This window comes from Albimonas marina, from assembly GCF_029223255.1.
Taxonomy (GTDB): domain Bacteria; phylum Pseudomonadota; class Alphaproteobacteria; order Rhodobacterales; family Rhodobacteraceae; genus Albimonas.
This window is the reverse complement of sequence record NZ_JARHUC010000004.1, coordinates 250,224-270,038: the sequence shown is the minus strand read 5'-3', so window position 1 is coordinate 270,038 and position 19,815 is coordinate 250,224. Positions and strand designations below refer to the sequence as shown.

Below are 19,815 nucleotides of genomic sequence, written 5' to 3'. Positions count from 1 at the left end.
GCGGACCCGCGGCCGTGGGGCGGAGCGGTGGGGAAGGGGGAGGGCGGGCCCGGTCGCGATCGCGGGGCCCGAAAAGACGTCGGGCGGCCCAATGGGCCGCCCGCGGGGGTCAGTGGACGCTGACCGGCTGCTTGTCGTGCTGGCGGGCCAGCGCGAAGGCGAGCGCGCGGTCGTCGGTCAGGGCCAGCCGCGCGCCTTCGGCGTCGTGGATGGCGTAGAGCTTGCGATGCTCCGCCGTGGCCTCGGCGCCGCCGGGCAGGGCCTCGGCCTCCTCGGGGCGCAGCTCGCGCACGTAGACGATGTCGCTCGGCAGTTCGAGGCCGGGCGCGCGATGGGTCTGGTCGCTCATGGCATTCTCCTTCTGCTCAGGACCTGCGTTTCGGGGCCTGCCGATCAGCCGCGGCTGATCTCGATGGTGCGCACCACCGTCTGGGGTTCGGAGCGCACCAGGTCGACGTGGAGCAGGCCGTTCTCCAGGCTCGCGCCCTCGACCTCGACGCCCTCGGCCAGCACGAAGCTTTTCTGGAACTGGCGGGCGGCGATGCCGCGGTGGAGGAAGACGCGCTCCGAGATGTCCTCGGTCTGCTTGCCCCGGATCACCAGCTGGGCGTCCTCGACGGTGATCTGGAGGTCCTCCTCCCGAAAACCGGCGACGGCCAGGGTGATGCGATAGGCGTTCTCGCGCCGCTGCTCGATGTTGTAGGGCGGATAGCCGTCGTTGGACGCCTTGGCGGTGCGTTCGACGAGCCGATCGAGCTGCTCGAATCCCAGCAGGAAGGGATGCGAAGCGAAGGTCATTCGCGACATTGCCAGTCCTCTCGCAAGCGACGTGACGAACGGGCCCCGATCAGGCGACCCGTCATCCATCGATATGGGAGAGGGCGGCGGAAAAATCAATCGCGCCCGACTCAAGTCCGCGGAGGGGGACGCGCGCCGCCCGGCCCGGGGCGCAGGGGCCTCAGCCCCGCCCGTCGCCGCCCGACTGGCGCTGCCGGGCCATCTGGCCGAAGGCGGTCGCGAAGAGGTCGGAGAAGCCCGGCGAGGACGGCCCCGCCACCGCGCCCGAGGCGACCCGCGCGCTGCCGCGCGACGCGCCGCCCGCGCAGTAGACGATCAGCGCCTCGAGCCGTCCGTCGGCCGCGGCGCCGCCTCCCGGCGTCGACCCCGCGCAGAGCGCGTCGGGAGAGCCGCCGGCGAAGGAGATCACCAGCCGCGGGTCCGTGCCCGGCCCCGCCGGCCCGAAGCCCTTGCCGCCCTGGGAGGCGGGCGCGCGCAGCGCCGCCGTCACCGCCTCGGCCGTGGCGCCGTCGGGGGGCGTGCCCACCACCTGCGCCACGGGCTGGGTGGCGAGGAACACCCGGATCTGCCCCGCCGAGCCCGGCGAGCGGTCCACCTGGCTGACCGTCCCCGCGCCCGCGCATCCGGCGAGGAGAAGGGCGGCGGCGAGCGGCGCGATGCGGCGGGACGACATGGGAGGACCTCGGGAATACGCAGGGGAACGGGCGCGAGCATGCGCCCCGCGCCCCCGGCCGGCAAGCGGGCGGCGACGCACGGATGCGTGAGGCTTGGGGCCGCCTGGCGGGCGCCCCTCGGCCCTCTCCCGGCGCGTCCCGCGGCCGCGGCACTGGATCGGGGGCGCTCGGGGCGCTACCTGAAGGGGACGCCGGCCCCGCCGGCCGGACAGGCAGCCGACGGGAGCGGGAATGAGCGGACTTCTGGCCCTTCTGGACGACGTGGCGGCGATCGCCAAGCTCGCCTCCACCCAGATCGACGACATCGTGGGCCAGACCGCCAAGGCGGGCTCCAAGGCCGTGGGCGTGGTGATCGACGACGCCGCGGTGACGCCCAAGTACGTCCACGGCATCCCCGCCGCGCGGGAGCTGCCGATCGTCCTGCAGATCGCACGCGGCTCGCTGTTCAACAAGCTGGTGATCCTGCTGCCCGCGGCGCTGCTGCTGGAGGCGTTCCTGCCCGGCCTGCTGACGCCGCTGCTGATGCTGGGCGGCTGCTACCTGTGCTTCGAGGGCGGCGAGAAGATCTGGCACGCCCTGCATCCGCACCCGGAGTCGCATGCGCAGGAGGCCACGACGCTCGACGCCGCGCATCTCGAGAAGCAGCGCGTCGCGGGGGCGATCAAGACCGACTTCATCCTCTCGGCCGAGATCATGACCATCTCGCTGTCGGCGATCGAAAGCTCCAGCTTCTGGATCGAGGCGGTGGCGCTGGCGGCGGTGGCGGTGGGCATCACCGTGCTGGTCTACGGCGCGGTGGCGGCGCTGGTGAAGGCCGACGACCTGGGCCTGAAGCTGGCGCAGGACGGGCGGCTCTCGGCCACCCGCAACTTCGGGCGCTGGCTGGTGCGGGCGATGCCCACGGTGATGAAGGTGATCGCCACGGTCGGCACCGCGGCGATGCTGTGGGTCGGCGGCAACATCATCACCCACGGCCTGCACGACCTGGGCTGGCACTGGCCCTACGAGGCGATCCACGTGGTCGCCGAGGCCGTCGCCCACGCCGTCGCCACGGCCGAGGGCGCGGTGGCCTGGATCGTCACCGCCGCGCTCGACGGGGTGCTGGGCCTGGGCCTCGGCCTGATGCTGATCCCCGTGGTCACCCGCGTCATCACCCCGGCGGTCGAGGCGCTGGCCGGCCTCGTCGGCCGGCGCAAGGACGAGGGCTGAGCGCCGCCTCGCCGCGCGAAGCCCCCCTCGCGACCGCCCCCGCCTCCTCGCGACCGCTCCACGCCGCGCGGCGCGGGCTGCGCGAGGCGCCGATGCGGCGGCCCCATGCCCGCCGGACGAGGCTCGCCGCCGCCCCCGCGCGGCGTCGCCGTCCCTCTCCCTCCGCCGCCGCGTCCGCGCGGTTCCCCGCCGCTGCGCGGGCCCGTCGCGGGCGAGGGCGCGGCCGCGCGTGCTAGAGCGGGCGTCGCACCTGCAGCGGAGCCGCCCCGATGTCCCTCGACCTGGCCCTGGTCCTCGCCCTCCTGGCCGCCGCCACCGCGATGTTCGCGCTGAACCGGCCGCGGATGGACATCGTGGGCTTCCTGGTGATCGTCGCCCTGCCCTTCACCGGCGTGATCTCGGGCAAGGAGGCGGTGGCGGGCTTCGCGGACTCCACCGTGCTGCTGATCGCCGCCCTCTTCGTGGTGGGCGAGGGGCTGGTGCGCACCGGGGTCGCGGCCCGGATGGGGGACCTGCTGGCGCTCGGCGCCGGGAACTCCCCCTTCCGGATGCTGGCGCTGGTGATGATGGCGGGCGCCTTCGCGGGCGCGGTGATGAGCTCCACCGCCATCGTCGCGATCCTGATCCCCGTGGTGCTGCGCCTGTGCCGGATCCGCGGCCAGGCGCCGGGCGGGCTGATGATGCCGCTCTCCATGGGCGCGCTGATCTCGGGGATGATGACCCTGATCGGCACGCCGCCGAACATCGTCATCAACGGCGAGCTCGCCCGCCGCGGGCATGAGCTGCTGGGCTTCTTCTCCTTCACCCCCATCGGCCTGCCGGTGCTGGCGCTCGCCATCGGCTGGATGTGGCTGATGCGCGGCACGCTGGCCCGCAACGGCGCCCCGCAGGAGGCGGCGCGCGCCAGCCTCGACGGCTGGGCGGCGGAATACGGGCTGACCGCCCGCGCCCGGCGCCTGCGCGTGCCCGCCGGCTCCCCCGCCATCGGCCGCCCCCTGTCGGAGATGGGGTTCCACGCGCGCGAGGGGCTGACGATCCTCTCGATCGAGCGGCAGGCCCGCCTGTTCCGCCAGGTCGTCATGCCCCGCGCCGAGACGCTGCTGGCCGCGGGCGACGTCCTGAACCTCGACGTCGCCGCCCCCGGCTTCCCCATCGAGGCGCTGGCCCGGGCCGACGGGCTGGAGCTGCTGGGCCCGCCCCCCTCCTGGCGGGAGGCGCTGGGCCCCGAGATGGGGCTGGTCGAGGCGCTGGTGGCGCCGGGCGCCGACCTGATCGGCCGCTCGCCCATCGAGGCGGGGTTCCGCACGCGCCACGGCCTCTCGGTCATCGGGGTGAAGCGCCGGCGGGAGATCGCGCCCGGCCCCGCCTCGACCGAGCCGCTGCGCCCCGGCGACGTGCTGCTGCTCTCCGGCCCCTGGAAACGGATCGGGGAGCTGGCGCGCCCCGGCGGCGACCTGATCGCGCTGACCCTGCCGGCGGAGTTCGACGACGTCGCCCCCGCCGCCGACCGCGCGCCCTTCGCGGTGGCGGCGCTGGCGGGGATGATCCTGCTGATGGTGACGGGCTTGACCACGAACCTGCAGGCGGCCTTCCTCGCCTGCCTCGCCATGGGCGTCTCGGGCGCGATCACCATGGACGCGGCCTATCGCTCCGTCTCCTGGCGCACGCTGATGCTGATCGTGGGGATGCTGCCCTTCGCGCTGGCGCTGGAGCGCACCGGGGGCGTGACGCTGGCGGCGGAGGGGCTGGCCGCCGTCGCCTCCGACCTGGGGCCGCGAGGGGGGCTCGCGCTGCTGTTCCTGGCGGCGGCGGGGATGTCGATGTTCATCTCCAACACCGCAACCGCGGTGCTGATGGCGCCGGTGGCGGTGGAGCTGGCCGAGCGGCTGGGCGCCTCCCCCCTGCCCTTCGCGATGATCACCGCGCTGGGCGCCTCGACCGCCTTCATGACGCCGGTCAGCTCGCCGGTGAACCTGCTGGTCACGGCGCCGGGGGGCTACCGGTTCCTCGACTTCATGCGCATCGGCGCGCCGTTCTCGGCGGCGGTGCTGGCGGTGTCGGTGGGGCTGATTCCGGTCCTGCTGCCGTTCTGACGAGGGGGCGCGGCGAGGGCGCGGCGCATTGAAATGCGCCCTACAACGACCGCGCTTGGCTCACGGTCGGAGGTCCTCGGCGCGGCGCGAGGGAGGCGCCCCGGACTTGATTCGGGGCCTCGCCCGACGCCCGCACCCCTCGCGAGGCGCCCGGAAGTCTCCCTCGGGCGCCCCTCGCCTCACTGAAGGTCGGAGAACGCCTCCGCCAGCCGCTCCACCGCCAGCTCCACCCGCGCGCGCGGGCAGGCGAAGTTGAAGCGCAGGAAGGTCTCGCCGCCGATCCCGAAGGCCGGCCCGTGGTTCGCCGCGATCCGCGCGCCCGTCTGGACGCGGCCGGTGAACTCCTCGATCTCCATCCCGGTCCCGGAAAAGTCGACCCAGCTCATGTAGGTCCCCTCCGGCCAGATCGAGCGCAGGCCGGGGATCGCGTTCACGCCCTCGTGGAACACCCGCCGGTTGCCGTCGAGATAGGCCAGCAGCGCGTCCAGCCAGGCGTCGCCATGGGTGTAGGCGGCGGTGGTCATCTCCGGCCCGAAGGAGTTCGGCGAGGCGCCCGCGGTCGCGTGCTTGGCCGAGACCTTCGCGCGCAGCTCCGGGTTGGGGATGAACAGCGCCCCGGTCATCCCGCCCGCGAGGTTGAAGGTCTTCGAGGCGGCGGCGGCGATGATCGTGCGGTCGGCATGCTCGGGCGCGGCCAGCAGGGCGACCGTGTGCTTCGCGCCGGGCAGCACCAGGTCGTGGTGGACCTCGTCGCACAGGAAGATCAGGTCGTGCTCGGCGCAGAAATCCGCCACCGCCTTCAGGTCCTCGGGCGACCAGACCATGCCGCCGGGGTTGTGGGGCGAGCAGAAGATCACCATCCGCTCGTCGCCGGTCAGCGAGGCGGCCAGCCCCTCCAGGTCCAGCTCGTAGCGCCCGTCCACCAGCTTCATCGGCGACTGGTGGATGCGCCGGCCGTTGGCGGCCACAATCTTGTGGAAGGCGTGGTAGACCGGGGTGAACAGGATGATGCCCTCGCCCGGCTCGGACACCGCGCGGATGCAGTGGCTGACGCCCGCCACCAGCCCGTGCACGGTCAGCACCCAGTCGGGATCGACCTGCCAGCCGTGGCGGCGGCTCATCCAGCCCTGGATGGCGGCGAGATAGTCGGAGTTGTCGCCGAAGTAGCCGAAGATCCCGTGGGCGACGCGGGCCTGCAGATCCTCGATCACCGCGGGGGCGGTGCGGAAGTCCATGTCGGCGACCCACATCGGGATGCCGTCGTCGGGGGAGACGCCGTAGAGCGTCTCCATCTTGTCCCACTTGGCGCAATGGGTTCCGCGGCGATTCACAGGGGTGCCGAAGCCGAAGGGGTCGGCCTGCTGGGCGTCGGACATTCGGGGGGCTCCGCATTTGACTCGGGCGAAAATTAAGGCGGCCGGACGGGTTCGGCAACCGCTTGACCGTTTCCCGCCGCTCGCATAGGTCCGGCGGAATGACGCTGCGCCCGATCCTGATCCATCCCGACCCGCGCCTGAAGAAGGCCGCCGAGGCCGTTTCCGAGCCCGACGACGCCGTGCGCAAGCTGGTCGAGGACATGCTCGAGACGATGTACGACGCCCCCGGCGTCGGCCTCGCCGGGCCGCAGATCGGGGTGATGAAGCGGGTGTTCGTGATGGACGTCTCGGGCAAGGAGGATCCGCCCGAGCCGATGGCCTTCCTCAACCCCGAGATCCTGTGGCGCTCGGACGAGACCTCGACCTACGAGGAGGGCTGCCTCTCGATCCCCGACATCTACGAGGAGGTCACCCGCCCCGCCCGCGTGGCGGTGCGCTGGACCGACCCGGAGGGGGCCGAGCGCGAGGCCGAGTTCGAGGGCCTGGCCGCGACCTGCGCCCAGCACGAGATCGACCACCTCGACGGCAAGCTGTTCATCGACTACCTCGGCGCGGTGAAGCGCGGCCTGATCACGCAGAAGATGAAGAAGCTCAAGCGCGAGCGCGCCAAGACCGGCGAATAACCCTCTCCGCTCCACGCCGCTCCCCAAGCTTCCCCCAAGTCTCCCGCCAAGTCGCCCGCCCCCACGCAGGCGCCGCGTCCCCCGTCGCGCCCGCGGCCGCCCGCCCGCCCGCGGCGCATCCCGGCGTCGCCGCCCGCGGGCCCCGTCTCCCGCAGGCGCCCGCCCGCGCCCGATCCCCGACGCCCGCCCCCCGCGCCCTGCACCCCGAGCGCCCCCGGTAGCGCCTGTTCTCCGGAGCCGTCTCTCGCGGATGCCGTAAAGAGCGAGTCGCCGGACGGGGTCAGGGATCGCGAAGCGACCCCGCGCTTGCGCGGGGCTTGTCCTTGACCCCGTCCGGCGACTCGCTCAGGCATCCTCCGCGAGAGACGGATCCGGAGAACAGGCGCGGGCGTCTTGTTCTTGGGTGAGTCAGGAGCCCGCCGGAGGCTCCCCCCAGTCCCGATCCAGGCGCGCCCCCCGCAGGAAGCCCAAGCCCGCCCGCAGGGCGCCCGTAGACCGCCCCTCTCGCACCCCCGAGATCTTGACCCGCCCCCTCCCCTCGTGGCCCATGCCGACCCCGGGTCCGCCGCCCCGGCCCGCCAGCGAACAGGAGCCCGCCCCGATGCGCCTCGTCTTCATGGGCACGCCCGACTTCTCGGTCCCGATCCTGCGCGCGCTGCACGCCGCGGGGCACGAGATCGCCGCCGTCTATTCCCAGCCGCCCCGGCCCGCGGGCCGGGGCAAGAAGCCCCGCCCCTCGCCCGTGCAGGCCGCAGCCGAGGCGCTGGGGATCGAGGTGCGGACGCCCGTCTCGCTGAAGGACCCCGAGGCGCAGGCGGCCTTCGCCGCGCTGGGGGCCGAGGCGGCGGTGGTGGTGGCCTACGGGCTGATCCTGCCGCGGGCGGTGCTCGACGCGCCGCGGCTGGGCTGCTGGAACCTGCACGCCTCGCTGCTGCCGCGCTGGCGGGGGGCGGCGCCGATCCAACGCGCGATCATGGCGGGCGACGCCGAGACCGGGGTGGGGGTGATGCGCATGGAGCCCGGGCTCGACACCGGCCCGGTGCTGGCCGAAGCGCGCACGGCCATCGGGGCGCAGGACACCGCCCAGACCCTGCACGACCGCCTGTCGGCCCTCGCCGCCGGGCTGATCGTCGAGACCCTGCCCCGCATCGCCGCGGGCGAGGCGCCCACGCCCCAGCCCGAGGACGGGGTGGTCTACGCCGCCAAGATCGACAAGGCCGAGGCGCGGATCGATTGGACCCGCCCGGCCGACGAGCTGGACCGGCTGGTGCGCGGCCTCTCGCCCTTCCCCGGCGCCTGGTGCGAGATCGAGGGGGAGCGGGTGAAGATCCTGCTCTCGCGTCCCGAAGCCGGCTCCGACCAGGCGGAGCCGGGCGAGGCGCTGGACGACGGGCTGCTGATCGCCTGCGGCGCGGGCGCGCTGCGGCTCCTGCGCCTGCAGCGCCCGGGCCGCGGCCCGATGGAGGCGCAGGAGCTGCTGCGCGGCTTCGCCGTGCCGAAGGGCGCGCGGCTCGGCTGACGCGACGCGGCGCCCCGGACCGGGTCCGGGGCGCCGCGTCGTCTCGGGCGGTCAGGGGCGGCCCCGCGGCCCGCTCAGGCCGTCGCGCGGCGGCGGCGGGCGGCGACGCCCAGCGCCGCGAGGCCCGCGCCCAGCATCGCCAGCGCCGGCGGCAGGGGCACGGCGGAGGCCGAGTCTCCGTCCGAGGGCGCGCCCACGTCCGGCTGCGCGCCCGGCCCGCCCGCGCCCAAATCGCCCTCGCCCACCCCGGTCACGTCCGCCAGGATCGTGTAGGCGAGGCTCGCGCCATGGGTGAAGTAGAGGCCCAGCCACAGCTCGCCCGCGAAGTCGTCCGCCAGGCTCAGGGTCAGCGTCTGCGGGCCGGTGTAGTAGTCGACCTGGATCGCGGGGGTCGTCGCCGCGCCGTCCCAGCCCCAGCGGAAGGCCTCCTCGCTCCAGCGGATCTCGCCGCCGGCGGAGTAGGATTCGTCGATCTCCTCGGGCGCGACGAAGCTGAAGGTCAGCTCCTGCGCGCCGGCGGAGAGGCCGGTGAAGTGGAAGATGTCGTAGGCGTTCCCGGATCCGATCCCCTCGATCCGGTCCACCCCGGCGCCGATCTCGGTCGGCGCGGCCCAGTCGGACGAGAACTCCCCGCTCTCGGACTCGGTCACGGTCAGCGCGAGCGCCCCGGAGGCGGAAAACAGAAGGGCCAGAGCCGGCGCGACGACGAACGCACGACCCCAGCCCGCGGCGCGATGCGACGCGGCGTACATGGCAAGCTCCCCAGCAGCCTGATTGACGTGCAGGTAAATAGGAGAGTTTCGTTTGCACGCAAGCGGATTCCATCGACAGACCGATGAACCAGCATGAACAAACCGTTTCCCTCCAGCGGCCGACGCCCGGGCCGGACGCGGCGGAGGGGCGCCGCCCCCGCTCAGCCCATCCGGCGCAGGGCGTCGCGGCGGGCGAAGGGCTTCATCGCCGCGCCATGGGCGTCGAGGAAGGCCTGGACCCGCGCGGGATCGCGGGTCGAGAGGGTGCGCAGCCACCAGGAGACGGACTTCTGGATGAACCAGTCGCGGTCCGCGGCATAGTCCGCGGCCCAGCCCAGGATCCGCTCCCGCCGCGCGAGGTCCTCGGGCGAGGGGTGGCGCATCTTCGCCCAGGGCAGGGTGAAGACCATCGCCGCGCGCCGGGTCCACAGGTGCTCCGACCGGGTCCAGGGCTCCACCTCGTCGAGGCGCGAGGGATCGGCCGCGAGGCGCCGCGCGCCGGCGTCGGCGGCGTGGTCGGCCAGCGCCCAGCCGTCGAACTGGGGAACCCAGCTTGCGATCAGCTCCCACACCGGGCGGTCGCCCTCGGGCCCCTCGCCGCGGATGCGGGCCTGGGTCAGGAGCTTGGCGGCGGCGATCCGGGCCTCGAACACGCCCGTGTCCCACAGGGCGCCGGCCAGCGCCACGCGGCCGGCGACGGTCGGGTCCTCGGCCCGCCAGGCGTCGGCGAGCTCGGTCGCCTGCGGCACGGCGAGGCCCAGAACCTCCCGCTCGGTCTTGTGGTAGGCGGCCATCTTCGCCGCCCGCTCGGGGTCGGCGAGGGCGCGCAGCTCCGCCATCGCCCGCTCCGGCGACACGGGAGCGGGGGCGGCGGGATCGGGGGATCCGGTCTCGGTCATGGGCGGGTCCCCGCCGGCGCTCCGGCTCAGGAGCGGCGGCTCATGATGACGTGCTGGGTCTTCTTGCCGATGGTGCGCGAGCCGTAGAGCCGCCCGTCGTCGCCGATCCAGTATTCCACCGTCGCCGGGCCCTTGCGCACGCGCATGCGGCCCTCGGGCGTGATCTTGCCCTTGCGGGTGAAGGCGGTGGCGTCGGGGAAGAAGCCCGGCCCGTGGGCGTCGAACATCAGCACGTTGCCCGCGGGATCGACGTTCATCACCCACAGGTCGTGGCAGACCGAGCCGTCCCAGGCGCCGCCGCCCCAGGCGCCGAGGAACGCCGTCATGTTCTCGGGCACCCCGGCGGCGGGCTTGTCGATGCGGATCGGCTGGTAGGGATCCACGGTGTAGCAGTCGGCCTGGTAGAGATTGACCGCGGGTTTGGGGGCAGGCTTGTCCCCCCCGCAGGCGGCGAGGCCCAGGGCCATCGCGCCGACGAGGGTCAGCCGCGCACGTGACGATTTCATCCGATCGCTCCTGATCCGCGCGCGTCGCGGCCCCGACCGCCTGCGCGCGTGTTCCGCTCGTTCATCGCGCCGCCCGCCAGAAGACCGGCGGCTCGGGTCTACGCCCGTTGGCGGCAATCTACTCCACGGTGACCGACTTAGCCAAGTTCCGAGGCTGATCCACGTCCTTTCCGAGGAAAGCGGCCGCGTAATAGGCCAGCAGCTGGGCGGGAACGGCGTAGACGATGGGGGCGATGAACGGGTCGCAGGCGGGCATCACCACCACGCGCGCCGCGCCCTCGGCCGCGGTCTCGGCCCCCACGGCGTCGGTGAACAGGATCACCCGGCCGCCGCGGGCCATCACCTCCTGCATGTTCGACACGGTCTTGTCGAACAGCTGGTCCCGCGGCGCCAGCACCACCACCGGCACGGTCGAATCGACCAGCGCGATGGGCCCGTGCTTCAGCTCGCCCGAGGCGTAGCCCTCGGCGTGGATGTAGCTGATCTCCTTGAGCTTCAGCGCCCCCTCCAGCGCCAGCGGATAGAACGGCCCGCGCCCCAGGTAGAGCACGTCGCGCGCCTCGGCCATCTGGCGGGCGGCGGCCTCGATCTCGGGGGCGGCCGCGATCGCCTCGGCCAGGTGGCGCGGGGTCTCGGAGAGGATCCGCACGATCCGCCGCTCCTCCTCCTCGTCCAGATGCCCGCGCTGGCGGGCGGCGAGGATCGCGAGCGTGGCCAGCGTGACGAGCTGCGAGGTGAAGGCCTTGGTCGAGGCGACCCCGATCTCCGGCCCCGCCAGGATCGGCAGCACCACCTCGGATTCGCGCGCGATGGTCGAGGTGGTGACGTTCACCACCGACACCACGTGCCCCACCTGCGGCGCGGCATGGCGCAGGGCCGCCAGCGTGTCCGCCGTCTCCCCGGACTGGGAGACGAAGACCGCCACGTCGCGCTTCGACAGCGGCGGCTCGCGGTAGCGGAACTCGGACGCCACGTCGATCTCGACCGGCAGGCGGGCCAGCTTCTCGAACCAGTACTTGGCGATATGGCAGGCGTAATGCGCGGTGCCGCAGGCCACCAGCACGATGCGGTCGGCCTGCGCGAAGTCCACCGCCTCCGCCTCCGAGCGGATCAGCCCCGTCTCGTTGTCCACGTAATGCGCCAGCGCATAGGCCGAGACGGTGGGCTGCTCGTTCACTTCCTTGAGCATGAAGTGCTTGTAGCCGGCCTTGTCGACGACGACCGACGACACCTCGATGATCTGCACCGGCCGCGTCACCGGCGCGCCCGAGGCGTCATGGACCTGCGCGCCCTCGCGGGTGACGATGGCGAGGTCGCCCTCCTCCAGGTACGCGATCCGGTTGGTCAGCGGGGCCAGCGCCAGCGCGTCCGAACCCACGAACATCTCCCCCTCGCCGTAGCCGATGGCCAGCGGGCTGCCCCGGCGGGCGGCGACGATCAGGTCCTCCTCGCCCTCGAACAGGAAGGCGAGCGCGAAGGCCCCCTCCAACTTCGCGAGCGTCGCCGCGGCGGCGTCGGCGGGGGCGAGGCCGCGGTCGAGCAGCGACTGGCACAGGTGGACGATGGTCTCGGTGTCGGTCTGGGTGACGAAGGCGTGGCCCTCGGCCTTCAGCGCCTCGCGCAGCTCGCGGAAGTTCTCGATGATCCCGTTGTGCACCACCGCCACGCGGGCGGAGGCGTGGGGATGGGCGTTCTCGGTGGTCGCGGCGCCGTGGGTGGCCCAGCGGGTGTGCCCGATCCCGACCGAGCCCGCGATGGGCGCGCTCTCCAGCACCTTGGCGAGCTCCGAGAGCTTGCCGGTCGCCCGGCGGCGGTCCAGCCGGCCGTGGTCGACGGTGGCGATGCCCGCGCTGTCGTAGCCGCGGTATTCCAGGCGCTTCAGCGCGTCGAGCAGGATGGGGGCCGCCTCGCGCCCCTGCCCCAGGATTCCGACGATGCCGCACATGCGCGGGCTCCTTTCCTTGTCCGGCGCTCCGGGGCGCGTCCTGTTCTGCGTTCAGCCCTTGCGGGCGGCCTTCTCGGCGGCCAGCCGCTCGCGCAGGCGCTTCGCCGCGCCGGGGCGCACCTCCTGCGCTCCGCGGGCGACCGCCAGCGCGTGGGCCGGCACGTCCTCGACCACCACCGAGCCCGCGCCGACGCTCGCGCCCTCGCCGACCTCGACCGGCGCCACCAGCGCGGTGTTCGAGCCGATGAAGGCGTCCGCCCCGATCACGGTGCGATGCTTGAGGAACCCGTCGTAGTTGCAGGTGATGGTCCCCGCGCCGACGTTGGTGCGCGCGCCTACATCCGCATCGCCGATATAGGTCAGGTGGTTGGCCTTGGCCCCCGCGCCGAGGATCGAATTCTTCACCTCGACGAAGTTGCCCACGTGGGCGTCGGGCCCGATCTCCGCCCCCGGCCGCAGCCGCGCATAGGGCCCCAGGATCGCGCCGGTCGCGACCGTGCAGCCCTCGAGATGGCAGAAAGCCCGGATCTCCACCCCCGTCTCGATCCGCACGCCGGGGCCGAAGACCACGTTGGGGCCGATCTCGACGTCGGGCGCGATCTCGGTGTCGAGCGCGAAGAACACCGTCTCGGGCGCGGTCAGGGTGACGCCGGCCTCCATCGCCTCCAGCCGGCGGCGGGCCTGGAAGGCGGCCTCCGCGGCGGCGAGGTCGACGCGGGAGTTCACGCCCAGAGTCTCCGCCTCGGGGCATTCCACCGCCGCCGCCTGCGCGCCGTCGGCCCGCGCGATGGCGACGAGGTCGGTGAGGTAGTATTCGCCCTTGGCGTTGTCGTTCGACACCCGGTCCAGCCAGTCCCACATCCGCGCGCCGTCGATGCACATGACGCCGGAGTTGGAGAAGGCGATCTCCAGCTGCTCCGGCGTCGCCTCCTTCGCCTCGACGATGGCGGTCAGCTCGCCGTTCTCGACGATCAGGCGGCCGTAGGGGGCGGGGTCGGCGGCGTGGAAGCCCAGCACCACCACCGCGGCGCCCTGCGCCCGCGCCTCGGACATCGCCGCCAGGCTCTCGGGCCGCACCAGCGGGGTGTCACCGTAAAGGACCAGCACGTCCCCCTCGAACCCCGCCAGCGCCTCGCGCGCCTGCAGGGCGGCGTGGGCGGTGCCCAGCCGGTCGCGCTGGGGCACGTCCACCGCGTCGGGGCGCAGCGCGCGGGCGGCCGCGCCGACCTCCGGCGCGTCGGGAGAGGTGACCACCACCACCCGCTCAGGCGCCAGCGCCTGCGCGGTGCGCAGCACATGCGCGAGCATCGGCGCGCCGCCGACCTTGTGCAGCACCTTGGGCAGGGCCGAGCGCATCCGCGTCCCCTGTCCGGCGGCGAGGACGACGACGGCCACGGGGCGGTCGGAAGAGGTCAGGTCTCGAGAGGCGTCTGGACGGGTCATGGCGCAGCATTTACCACCCGCGAAGGGGCTGAGGAACGGCGAGCGGGGTCATATCTTGTTGCAGTGCATTTCGGATGCGGCGCCCATGGGGCGGAAGGTGGGCGAATGACGCGCGGAGCGCTCTTCGATCTCGACGGCACGCTCGCCGACACCTCGGGCGACCTGATCGCCGCGGCCAACGCCACGCTCGCCGCCGGCGGCCTGCCCGGCCGGCTGGACCCGACGGCCGACGCCGGCACCTCGGGCAAGGGCGGGCGGGCGATGCTGCGCCTCGGCCTCGCCCGCTCGGGCGTGGCTGCGCAGGAGGTCGAGCCCTGGGTCGAGGCCGCCTTCCCCGGCTTCCTCGCGGAATACGAGGCCGCCATCGCCGTCCACTCCCGCCTGTTCGAGGGGGTGGAGGCGGCGCTGGAGGTCCTCTCCGCCTCCGGCTGGCGCCTCGCCGTCTGCACCAACAAGCCCGAGGGCCTGGCCCGCATCCTGCTGGCCGAGCTGGGCGTGCTCGACCGCTTCGCCGCCCTGGTCGGCGCCGACACGCTCCCCGTGCGCAAGCCCGACCCCCGCCCCGTCTGGGCCGCGGCCGAGCGCGCGGGCGCCGCGCGCGACCGCTCGGTGATGGTGGGCGACACGGTCACCGACCGCGAGGCCGCCCGCGCCGCCGGCCTGCCCTGCGTGCTGATGGACATGGGCGTCTCGGCCGACGTGGTCGCTGAGCTGGACGCCGAGGCCGTCCTCTCCCGCTACGCCGACCTCCCCTCCGTCCTCGAACGCCTGCGCCCCCCGTCGTGAGGTTTCGCCCGGGCTCCGGCGCGCCCTTCCGCAAGGCCACCCGAGATTCCCGTCGCAACCCCTCTTGACCCGCCCCCGAGACCCCTTTATCAGCAGCGCCGGTCCGGGCGGTTAGCTCAGTTGGTAGAGCACAGTGTTCACATCGCTGGGGTCACTGGTTCGAGCCCAGTACCGCCCACCACTTCCCACCCAGAAGTTCCGGACCTGACCGACCGCCGCGGCGCGAGAGCGCCGTGCGCGGGCGGCCGCGCTGCGGCCGGCCGCGCACGGCGCGGGCCGGGGGCGTCAGCCTCCGGCGGCGGACAGGTTCTCGAGAAACAGCCAGGAGTGGGTGCGCTCGATGACGCGCAGGTCGAGGCCCAGGGCCTTCGCCTCGTCGATCATCAGGTTGCGCACCTTGCGGGTCGAGGGACACAGCGGCACCGCCAGCACCTCGGCCTGGCGCAGCGCCGCGCCGCTGTCGCCGTAGACCCAGATGTAGACCCCCTTCAGCGGCGCGCCGCCGGCCAGCATCCACAGCGCGTTGGTCAGGTCCAGCACCATCATCCGCCGGCCCTGCAGGGCGGGCGCGGCGCGCACCGCCTCCACCGCCTCGGTCAGCATCATCACGTAGTGACGGCTGGCGCCGCAGGCGGGCAGGCTCTCTCCCGCAATGGTCGCGGGGTCGTCCTGGCGCTCGGGGTAGAGGGGGGAGACCACGGTGGGGCCGGTCTCGGGCGCGCGCCACAGAAGGTCGGGGGCGACCTCGGGGGTCAGGGCGGCCATGTCCTCCTGGTCCACCCAGGCCAGCGCCAGGCTGCGCTGGGCGTTCACCGCGATCGGCGCGGCCCAGACCAGCAGCACCACCGCGATCGTCTCCACCGTCCGGCGGCCCGAACGACCCAGCACCTTCGCCTCCGCCCCGATCCGGGGCGCCAGCGCCAGCAGCAGGAACGGCAGGCACAGCAGGCCGATCAGCTCGTTCCCCCAGTTCTGCCAGGCCGCCAGCGCCACCCCCAGCACGAACAGCGCCGTCGCCGCCGCCTCCCGCCGCAGGCCCGCGCGCAGGAGCGCCAGCACCGCCACCAGCGCGCACAGCATCAGCGGCGCCGCGTCGGGCGAGGACACCACCCCCCCGATCGAAGCGCCCGGCTGAGCGCGGCTGTCGGAGGTCGCCACGTCCCACAGGTCGGCCCCGTAGGCGCGCGTCGCCTCGACCCCGCCCAGCGCCGCCGCCAGCGCCGCCGAGGCGACCAGCGCCACCGCCAGCGAGGCGAGCGCCGCCCGCGGCCGCCCGCCCAGCAGCAGCCAGCCCAGCCATAGCGGCCCCAGCGCGGCGACGAAGCTGATCTTGAGGAAGGCGATCAGCGCCCCGGCCAGCCCAAGCGCCAGCGCGTCGCCCCAGTCCGCCGCCGGCCCCGGCCGGCGCGGCGGCAGCACCATGATCGGCGCGACCAGCACCAGCGCCGCCCAGCCCCAGCGGTTGTAGCCCAGCGCCAGCGAGGCGCCGAGCTCGGTCGCGTCCACGATCAGCGAGCTCGCCAGCAGGATCGCGAAGGCGCCCAGCCCCAGCGCGGCGATGAAGCTCATCCGGGTCGCCGCCAGCCACGCGGCCAGCGGCGCGCACAGCGCCGCCGTCGCCAGGTTCGCCAGCGCCATCGCCCGCGCCGGCGGGGCGTTCCAGATCGCCATCGCCTCGAAGGTCAGCGCGCCCAGCGGGGTGCGGAAGTCGAGATGCGGGATCTCGCCCCGGCGCACCCGCTCGATTCCGTCGAGGTAATGCAGCGTGTCGACCTCGTAGGCCGTGACCAGGATCCGGCCGGGCCCCGCCGACAGGGCGAATTCCAGCGCGGCGAGGGCGAGGAGGATCAGCGCCGTCCACAGCGGACGGCCGGCGGTCTGGGTCATGCGCGGCGGGGCCCCCGACGTCTCCGGCCCGGCACGCGAACGCCGCCTGCGCGCCGTCCGGGCGGGCCGGCGCCCGACGGCGCGGACATTTGGCATGACCTCGCCCTTGCGCGAAAGTCTGAAGTTCCGTTCACTCGCCCCGCGCCCGCGACCCCTTCCTCGCGTTCCGTTCCGCGGGCCTGGAGGACCCGTCATGTCCCATCCCGCCGCAGGCCTCGCCGAGGACGGCCCCGACAGCGCCCCCCCCGCCCCCCAGTCGGTGGAGGAGACGGGCGTCAGCCGGGAGTTCCTGCTCGAGCTGATCCTGAAGGTGATGTACCGGCGCGGGGCCGAGACGGTCTCGGCGACCTGCGGGATCATCCGCATCTCGCCCGGCATCGTCTCGGACCTGTTCGAGATGCTGCGCGAGGAGCGGCTGATCCAGACCCTGGGCAGCCTGCGCGCCGACGTGCGCGCCGAGATGCGCTACGAGCTGACCGAGATGGGCCGCCTGCGCGCGATGGAGGCGGCGGGGCGCATGGACTACGCCGGCCCCTGCCCCGTGACGCTCGAGCAGTTCCGCCGCGTGGTCGCCGCCCAGTCGGTGAAGGACCACCGCATCGGCCGCGACAAGCTGGAGGCCGCCTTCGCCAAGCTGGTGACGCCCGAGGGGGTGCTGGACCGCCTCGGCCCGGCGGTGAACTCCGGCCGCTCGATCCTGCTCTACGGGCCCCCGGGCAACGGCAAGAGCTCCTACGCCCATGCGCTCTCGGTGGCGATGGAGGGGGGGATCAACGTCCCCTACGCGATCCTGGTGGATGGGGAGCTGATCTCGGTCTTCGACCCCGCCCTGCACCGGATGATCCCCGAGGACGATCCCTGGACGCCGAAGGACCTGCTGGAACAGGGCGCGCCGGACCTGCGCTACGCCCACTGCGTGCGCCCCGCGGTGGTGACGGGCGCCGAGCTGACCACCGACATGCTCGACCTGCGCTTCAACCCGACCTCGCGCACCTACCAGGCGCCGGTGCACATGAAGGCGGTGAACGGGGTGCTGATCGTGGACGACCTCGGCCGCCAGCGGCAGACGCCGCAGGCGCTGATCAACCGCCTGATCGTGCCGATGGAGGAGGGGGTCGACTACCTCTCCCTGCAGTCGGGGATGAGCTTCCAGATCCCCTTCGACACGCTGATGATCTTCTCGACCAACATCCCCCCGGCCGAGCTGATGGACGCCGCCGGCCTGCGCCGGATCTACTACAAGATCATGATCGAGCGCCCCAGCCAGTCGGATTTCATCGAGATCTTCCGCCGCGTCTGCAAGGCCCGCAAGGTCGAGACCTCCCCCGAGGCCGAGCGCTACATCACCGACGTGCTCTACCCCCAGAGCGGCCTCGACTTCGCCGCCTACCACGCGGTCTACGTGGTCGATCAATCCATCGCCTCCTGCGACTTCCACGGCGTCCCGCGCGTCCTGCGTCCCGACTTCATGTCCGACGCCTGGTCCAACCTCTCGGTGATCGAGGACGCCTGAGGACACGTCGCCGGGCGCGGCCGACGGGCGCGGGCCGCGCCCCGACGTCGCCCGGCGGACGCAGCGTCCCGACGATCGACGCCGAGGCGCAAGATTCAGCTTGTTCATTTTCGAGCGATAATTAATGAAGGGTTAATCTTCTCAGCGTCTCTCTCGGAGCCCGTCATGTCGCGTCCCCCCCTCCTGCGCTTCGCCGCCGCATTGGCGGTGCTCGTCGGCCTCGCAGGCCCGGCCGCCGCCCTCAGCGTGCAGATCAACTTCGGCGGCGGTGACGCCGGCGGCGCCTGGAACAACATCGTCGACACGCAGCTCGAAGCCGGCGCGATCGCCCTGACCGACACCACGGGAACGGCCTCGGGGCTGACGCTCGACGGCACGGGGCAGGACTGGCGCAACCTCTTCGCCGATGAGACCAGCGCCGGCGAAGACTGGGTCAGCGACATCGCGCTGGACATGTCCGTCGGCCAGGAGGCGACGATGACGCTGGTGGTCTCCGGCCTCGAGAATGCGCCCCTGTCGGTGCAGCTCGTCTCCTCCCGCGACTGCTGCGAGTACGAGCAGAGCTTCTCCATCAACGGCGTCGCGGCCGACGCCACCTACCGCGGGGCGACGGTCGGCGCGACCTGGGGCGCGAAGACGGATGGAACGGCGCCGCTGGACTGGCTGGTCTGGTCGTCGCTGACCCCGACGGACGGAACGCTGACCCTGACGCTGACCTCCCTCGGCAGCTTCGCCATGGTCAACGCCCTGCGCCTGGGCGACGCGATGGACTCCGGCGCCCAGGTTCCGGTTCCCGCCGCGGGCCTGCTGCTGCTGGGCGGCCTCGGCATGCTCGGCGCCGCCGCCCGCCGGCCTCGCGCAGCCTGACGCGCCCCGCGCCCCAGCCCCAAGCGGGACGCCCGCACCGTCACGAAAAGGGCCCCGTCGCCGGGGCCCTTTCTTGGTTCGCGCAGCGACGATCAGGCAAGGGCTTCCGCCCTCCCCCTCCCCCAGCGTTCTCCCAACGCCCCCCCAGGCGCCCTCGGCGCGACGCCCGCCGGCCCTCGCCGAGCGCCTGTTCTCCGGAGCCGTCTCTCGCTGATGCCGCAAAGAGCGACTCGGCCGACAGGGTCCAGGATCGCGCAGCGACCCCGCCCTTGGGCGGGGCTTGTCCTTGACCCTGTCGGACGAGTCGCTCAGGCATCTTCAGCGAGAGGCGGATCCGGAGGACAGGCGCGGCCCCTGTTCTTGGGTGAGTCAGGAGCCCGCCGGAGGCTCCCGCCCTCCCCGATCCTTCGCGCCCCTGCGCACACGCGCGTCCCAGCCAAGCCCGCCCGCAGGGCGCCTGCGAGCCCGACGCCCCCCTTCAGAACCGGATCGTGCGATCCGGGAAGGCCGGCGTCCGCTCGCCCGCCCGGGGCGCGCAGCGGGCCGGGTGGTCCGCGTTGCGCCTCAGGAACCCCGCCACGTCGCGCAATCGGCGGGGGAACGGCTCGCGGCCCGGGCCGAGGTCGCGCAGGGCCGCGGCCGGCAGGAACAGGAAGCCCGCCGAGCGCAGGGCCGCAACCACCGCCCAGGCCTCGCGGTCGGCGCGGGGCGGGACGCGGAAGGCCTCGCCCATCGGCAGAAGCGGGCCGGCGCAGGCCGGGCAGCGGCGGGCCGGCCCCTCGCGCAGCTTGAACGAGCGGCGGCAGGGCACGCAGGCGTGGGCCATCGGGCGGCCGGACCGGTTGCGCGCCCGCGCCGCGGCGGCGTGGGACCCCCAGCGGCGCCCCAGCAGGGCTCGCCAGCGGACATCGTCCATATCGGCTTC

At 73.6% G+C, this 19,815-nt stretch carries 18 protein-coding genes and 1 tRNA gene; 8 read left to right on the top strand and 11 right to left on the bottom strand.

Annotation, left to right across the window (positions count from 1 at the left end; translation table 11 throughout):
- Window positions 1-109: 109 nt before the first annotated feature.
- The 3 genes from P2H44_RS12780 to P2H44_RS12770 all read right to left on the bottom strand — a co-directional run bounded on the left by P2H44_RS12780 (window position 110) and on the right by P2H44_RS12770 (window position 1,471).
- The gene (locus tag P2H44_RS12780) at window positions 110-349 is read right to left on the bottom strand and encodes a DUF1150 family protein (RefSeq protein WP_275763953.1); all 240 of its coding nucleotides are present in this window, start codon (window positions 347-349) and stop codon (window positions 110-112) included.
- 44 nt (window positions 350-393) lie between these two features.
- Window positions 394-807, bottom strand: coding sequence for an Hsp20 family protein (locus P2H44_RS12775; RefSeq protein WP_275763952.1), 414 nt, complete (start codon window positions 805-807; stop codon window positions 394-396).
- Between the two features lie 151 nt (window positions 808-958).
- The gene (locus P2H44_RS12770) at window positions 959-1,471 is read right to left on the bottom strand and encodes a hypothetical protein (protein WP_275763951.1); all 513 of its coding nucleotides are present in this window, start codon (window positions 1,469-1,471) and stop codon (window positions 959-961) included.
- A gap of 232 nt (window positions 1,472-1,703) precedes the next feature.
- Here P2H44_RS12770 and P2H44_RS12765 point away from each other — a divergent pair, with 232 nt between their 5' ends.
- Both P2H44_RS12765 and P2H44_RS12760 read left to right on the top strand, forming a co-directional pair.
- Complete coding sequence (locus P2H44_RS12765) at window positions 1,704-2,681, top strand: DUF808 domain-containing protein (RefSeq protein WP_275763950.1); 978 nt, start codon at window positions 1,704-1,706, stop codon at window positions 2,679-2,681.
- Between the two features lie 269 nt (window positions 2,682-2,950).
- The gene (locus P2H44_RS12760) at window positions 2,951-4,774 is read left to right on the top strand and encodes an SLC13 family permease (protein ID WP_275763949.1); all 1,824 of its coding nucleotides are present in this window, start codon (window positions 2,951-2,953) and stop codon (window positions 4,772-4,774) included.
- Window positions 4,775-4,953: 179 nt separating this feature from the next.
- On the opposite strand, the gene P2H44_RS12755 is transcribed toward P2H44_RS12760, so the two are convergent.
- Window positions 4,954-6,150 (bottom strand): MalY/PatB family protein, encoded by a 1,197-nt coding sequence (locus P2H44_RS12755; RefSeq protein ID WP_275763947.1) that lies wholly within the window; start codon window positions 6,148-6,150, stop codon window positions 4,954-4,956.
- Between the two features lie 98 nt (window positions 6,151-6,248).
- Here P2H44_RS12755 and def point away from each other — a divergent pair, with 98 nt between their 5' ends.
- Both def and fmt read left to right on the top strand, forming a co-directional pair.
- Window positions 6,249-6,773, top strand: coding sequence for a peptide deformylase (gene def, locus P2H44_RS12750; protein WP_275763945.1), 525 nt, complete (start codon window positions 6,249-6,251; stop codon window positions 6,771-6,773).
- Between the two features lie 601 nt (window positions 6,774-7,374).
- Window positions 7,375-8,292 (top strand): methionyl-tRNA formyltransferase, encoded by a 918-nt coding sequence (fmt, locus tag P2H44_RS12745; RefSeq protein ID WP_275763944.1) that lies wholly within the window; start codon window positions 7,375-7,377, stop codon window positions 8,290-8,292.
- A 74-nt stretch (window positions 8,293-8,366) separates the two neighbouring features.
- Here the strand turns inward: fmt and P2H44_RS12740 are convergent, their stop codons facing one another.
- The 5 genes from P2H44_RS12740 to glmU all read right to left on the bottom strand — a co-directional run bounded on the left by P2H44_RS12740 (window position 8,367) and on the right by glmU (window position 13,837).
- Window positions 8,367-9,044 (bottom strand): hypothetical protein, encoded by a 678-nt coding sequence (locus tag P2H44_RS12740; protein WP_275763942.1) that lies wholly within the window; start codon window positions 9,042-9,044, stop codon window positions 8,367-8,369.
- 161 nt (window positions 9,045-9,205) lie between these two features.
- Window positions 9,206-9,943: a DNA alkylation repair protein gene (locus P2H44_RS12735; protein WP_275763940.1), complete on the bottom strand. Its 738-nt coding sequence runs from the start codon at window positions 9,941-9,943 to the stop codon at window positions 9,206-9,208.
- A 26-nt stretch (window positions 9,944-9,969) separates the two neighbouring features.
- Window positions 9,970-10,449, bottom strand: a complete 480-nt coding sequence (locus tag P2H44_RS12730; RefSeq protein ID WP_275763939.1) for a hypothetical protein — start codon at window positions 10,447-10,449, stop codon at window positions 9,970-9,972.
- A 118-nt stretch (window positions 10,450-10,567) separates the two neighbouring features.
- On the bottom strand, window positions 10,568-12,394 hold the full coding sequence (gene glmS / locus P2H44_RS12725; RefSeq protein WP_275763938.1) for a glutamine--fructose-6-phosphate transaminase (isomerizing): 1,827 nt from the start codon (window positions 12,392-12,394) through the stop codon (window positions 10,568-10,570).
- A 51-nt stretch (window positions 12,395-12,445) separates the two neighbouring features.
- Window positions 12,446-13,837 carry a bifunctional UDP-N-acetylglucosamine diphosphorylase/glucosamine-1-phosphate N-acetyltransferase GlmU gene (glmU, locus tag P2H44_RS12720; RefSeq protein ID WP_275763937.1) on the bottom strand — a complete coding sequence of 464 codons (1,392 nt, stop codon included), beginning with the start codon at window positions 13,835-13,837 and terminating at the stop codon, window positions 12,446-12,448.
- A gap of 105 nt (window positions 13,838-13,942) precedes the next feature.
- Here glmU and P2H44_RS12715 point away from each other — a divergent pair, with 105 nt between their 5' ends.
- A complete protein-coding gene (locus tag P2H44_RS12715; RefSeq protein WP_275763935.1) occupies window positions 13,943-14,623 on the top strand; it encodes an HAD-IA family hydrolase in 681 nt (226 codons plus the stop codon).
- A gap of 105 nt (window positions 14,624-14,728) precedes the next feature.
- Window positions 14,729-14,804 (top strand) — tRNA-Val (locus P2H44_RS12710).
- A 104-nt stretch (window positions 14,805-14,908) separates the two neighbouring features.
- Here the strand turns inward: P2H44_RS12710 and P2H44_RS12705 are convergent.
- Window positions 14,909-16,510, bottom strand: coding sequence for a hypothetical protein (locus tag P2H44_RS12705; protein WP_275763933.1), 1,602 nt, complete (start codon window positions 16,508-16,510; stop codon window positions 14,909-14,911).
- Between the two features lie 193 nt (window positions 16,511-16,703).
- On the opposite strand from P2H44_RS12705, the gene P2H44_RS12700 reads away from it, so the two are divergent.
- The gene (locus tag P2H44_RS12700) at window positions 16,704-18,023 is read left to right on the top strand and encodes an ATPase (protein WP_275763931.1); all 1,320 of its coding nucleotides are present in this window, start codon (window positions 16,704-16,706) and stop codon (window positions 18,021-18,023) included.
- Window positions 18,024-18,188: 165 nt separating this feature from the next.
- Window positions 18,189-18,890, top strand: coding sequence for a hypothetical protein (locus tag P2H44_RS12695; protein ID WP_275763930.1), 702 nt, complete (start codon window positions 18,189-18,191; stop codon window positions 18,888-18,890).
- Between the two features lie 478 nt (window positions 18,891-19,368).
- Here the strand turns inward: P2H44_RS12695 and P2H44_RS12690 are convergent, their stop codons facing one another.
- Entirely contained in the window at window positions 19,369-19,806 is a 438-nt protein-coding gene (locus tag P2H44_RS12690; protein WP_275763929.1) for a hypothetical protein, read from the bottom strand.
- Window positions 19,807-19,815 lie beyond the last annotated feature (9 nt).

What these genes read in the sequence shown, in the direction of transcription:
- P2H44_RS12780 (WP_275763953.1), bottom strand. Translation starts at nt 349, where the DNA reads ATGAGCGACCAGACCCATCGCGCGCCCGGCCTCGAACTGCCGAGCGAC.
- P2H44_RS12775 (WP_275763952.1), bottom strand. Translation starts at nt 807, where the DNA reads ATGTCGCGAATGACCTTCGCTTCGCATCCCTTCCTGCTGGGATTCGAG.
- P2H44_RS12770 (WP_275763951.1), bottom strand. Translation starts at nt 1,471, where the DNA reads ATGTCGTCCCGCCGCATCGCGCCGCTCGCCGCCGCCCTTCTCCTCGCC.
- P2H44_RS12765 (WP_275763950.1), top strand. Translation starts at nt 1,704, where the DNA reads ATGAGCGGACTTCTGGCCCTTCTGGACGACGTGGCGGCGATCGCCAAG.
- P2H44_RS12760 (WP_275763949.1), top strand. Translation starts at nt 2,951, where the DNA reads ATGTCCCTCGACCTGGCCCTGGTCCTCGCCCTCCTGGCCGCCGCCACC.
- P2H44_RS12755 (WP_275763947.1), bottom strand. Translation starts at nt 6,150, where the DNA reads ATGTCCGACGCCCAGCAGGCCGACCCCTTCGGCTTCGGCACCCCTGTG.
- def (WP_275763945.1), top strand. Translation starts at nt 6,249, where the DNA reads ATGACGCTGCGCCCGATCCTGATCCATCCCGACCCGCGCCTGAAGAAG.
- fmt (WP_275763944.1), top strand. Translation starts at nt 7,375, where the DNA reads ATGCGCCTCGTCTTCATGGGCACGCCCGACTTCTCGGTCCCGATCCTG.
- P2H44_RS12740 (WP_275763942.1), bottom strand. Translation starts at nt 9,044, where the DNA reads ATGTACGCCGCGTCGCATCGCGCCGCGGGCTGGGGTCGTGCGTTCGTC.
- P2H44_RS12735 (WP_275763940.1), bottom strand. Translation starts at nt 9,943, where the DNA reads ATGACCGAGACCGGATCCCCCGATCCCGCCGCCCCCGCTCCCGTGTCG.
- P2H44_RS12730 (WP_275763939.1), bottom strand. Translation starts at nt 10,449, where the DNA reads ATGAAATCGTCACGTGCGCGGCTGACCCTCGTCGGCGCGATGGCCCTG.
- glmS (WP_275763938.1), bottom strand. Translation starts at nt 12,394, where the DNA reads ATGTGCGGCATCGTCGGAATCCTGGGGCAGGGGCGCGAGGCGGCCCCC.
- glmU (WP_275763937.1), bottom strand. Translation starts at nt 13,837, where the DNA reads ATGACCCGTCCAGACGCCTCTCGAGACCTGACCTCTTCCGACCGCCCC.
- P2H44_RS12715 (WP_275763935.1), top strand. Translation starts at nt 13,943, where the DNA reads ATGACGCGCGGAGCGCTCTTCGATCTCGACGGCACGCTCGCCGACACC.
- P2H44_RS12705 (WP_275763933.1), bottom strand. Translation starts at nt 16,510, where the DNA reads ATGACCCAGACCGCCGGCCGTCCGCTGTGGACGGCGCTGATCCTCCTC.
- P2H44_RS12700 (WP_275763931.1), top strand. Translation starts at nt 16,704, where the DNA reads ATGTCCCATCCCGCCGCAGGCCTCGCCGAGGACGGCCCCGACAGCGCC.
- P2H44_RS12695 (WP_275763930.1), top strand. Translation starts at nt 18,189, where the DNA reads ATGTCGCGTCCCCCCCTCCTGCGCTTCGCCGCCGCATTGGCGGTGCTC.
- P2H44_RS12690 (WP_275763929.1), bottom strand. Translation starts at nt 19,806, where the DNA reads ATGGACGATGTCCGCTGGCGAGCCCTGCTGGGGCGCCGCTGGGGGTCC.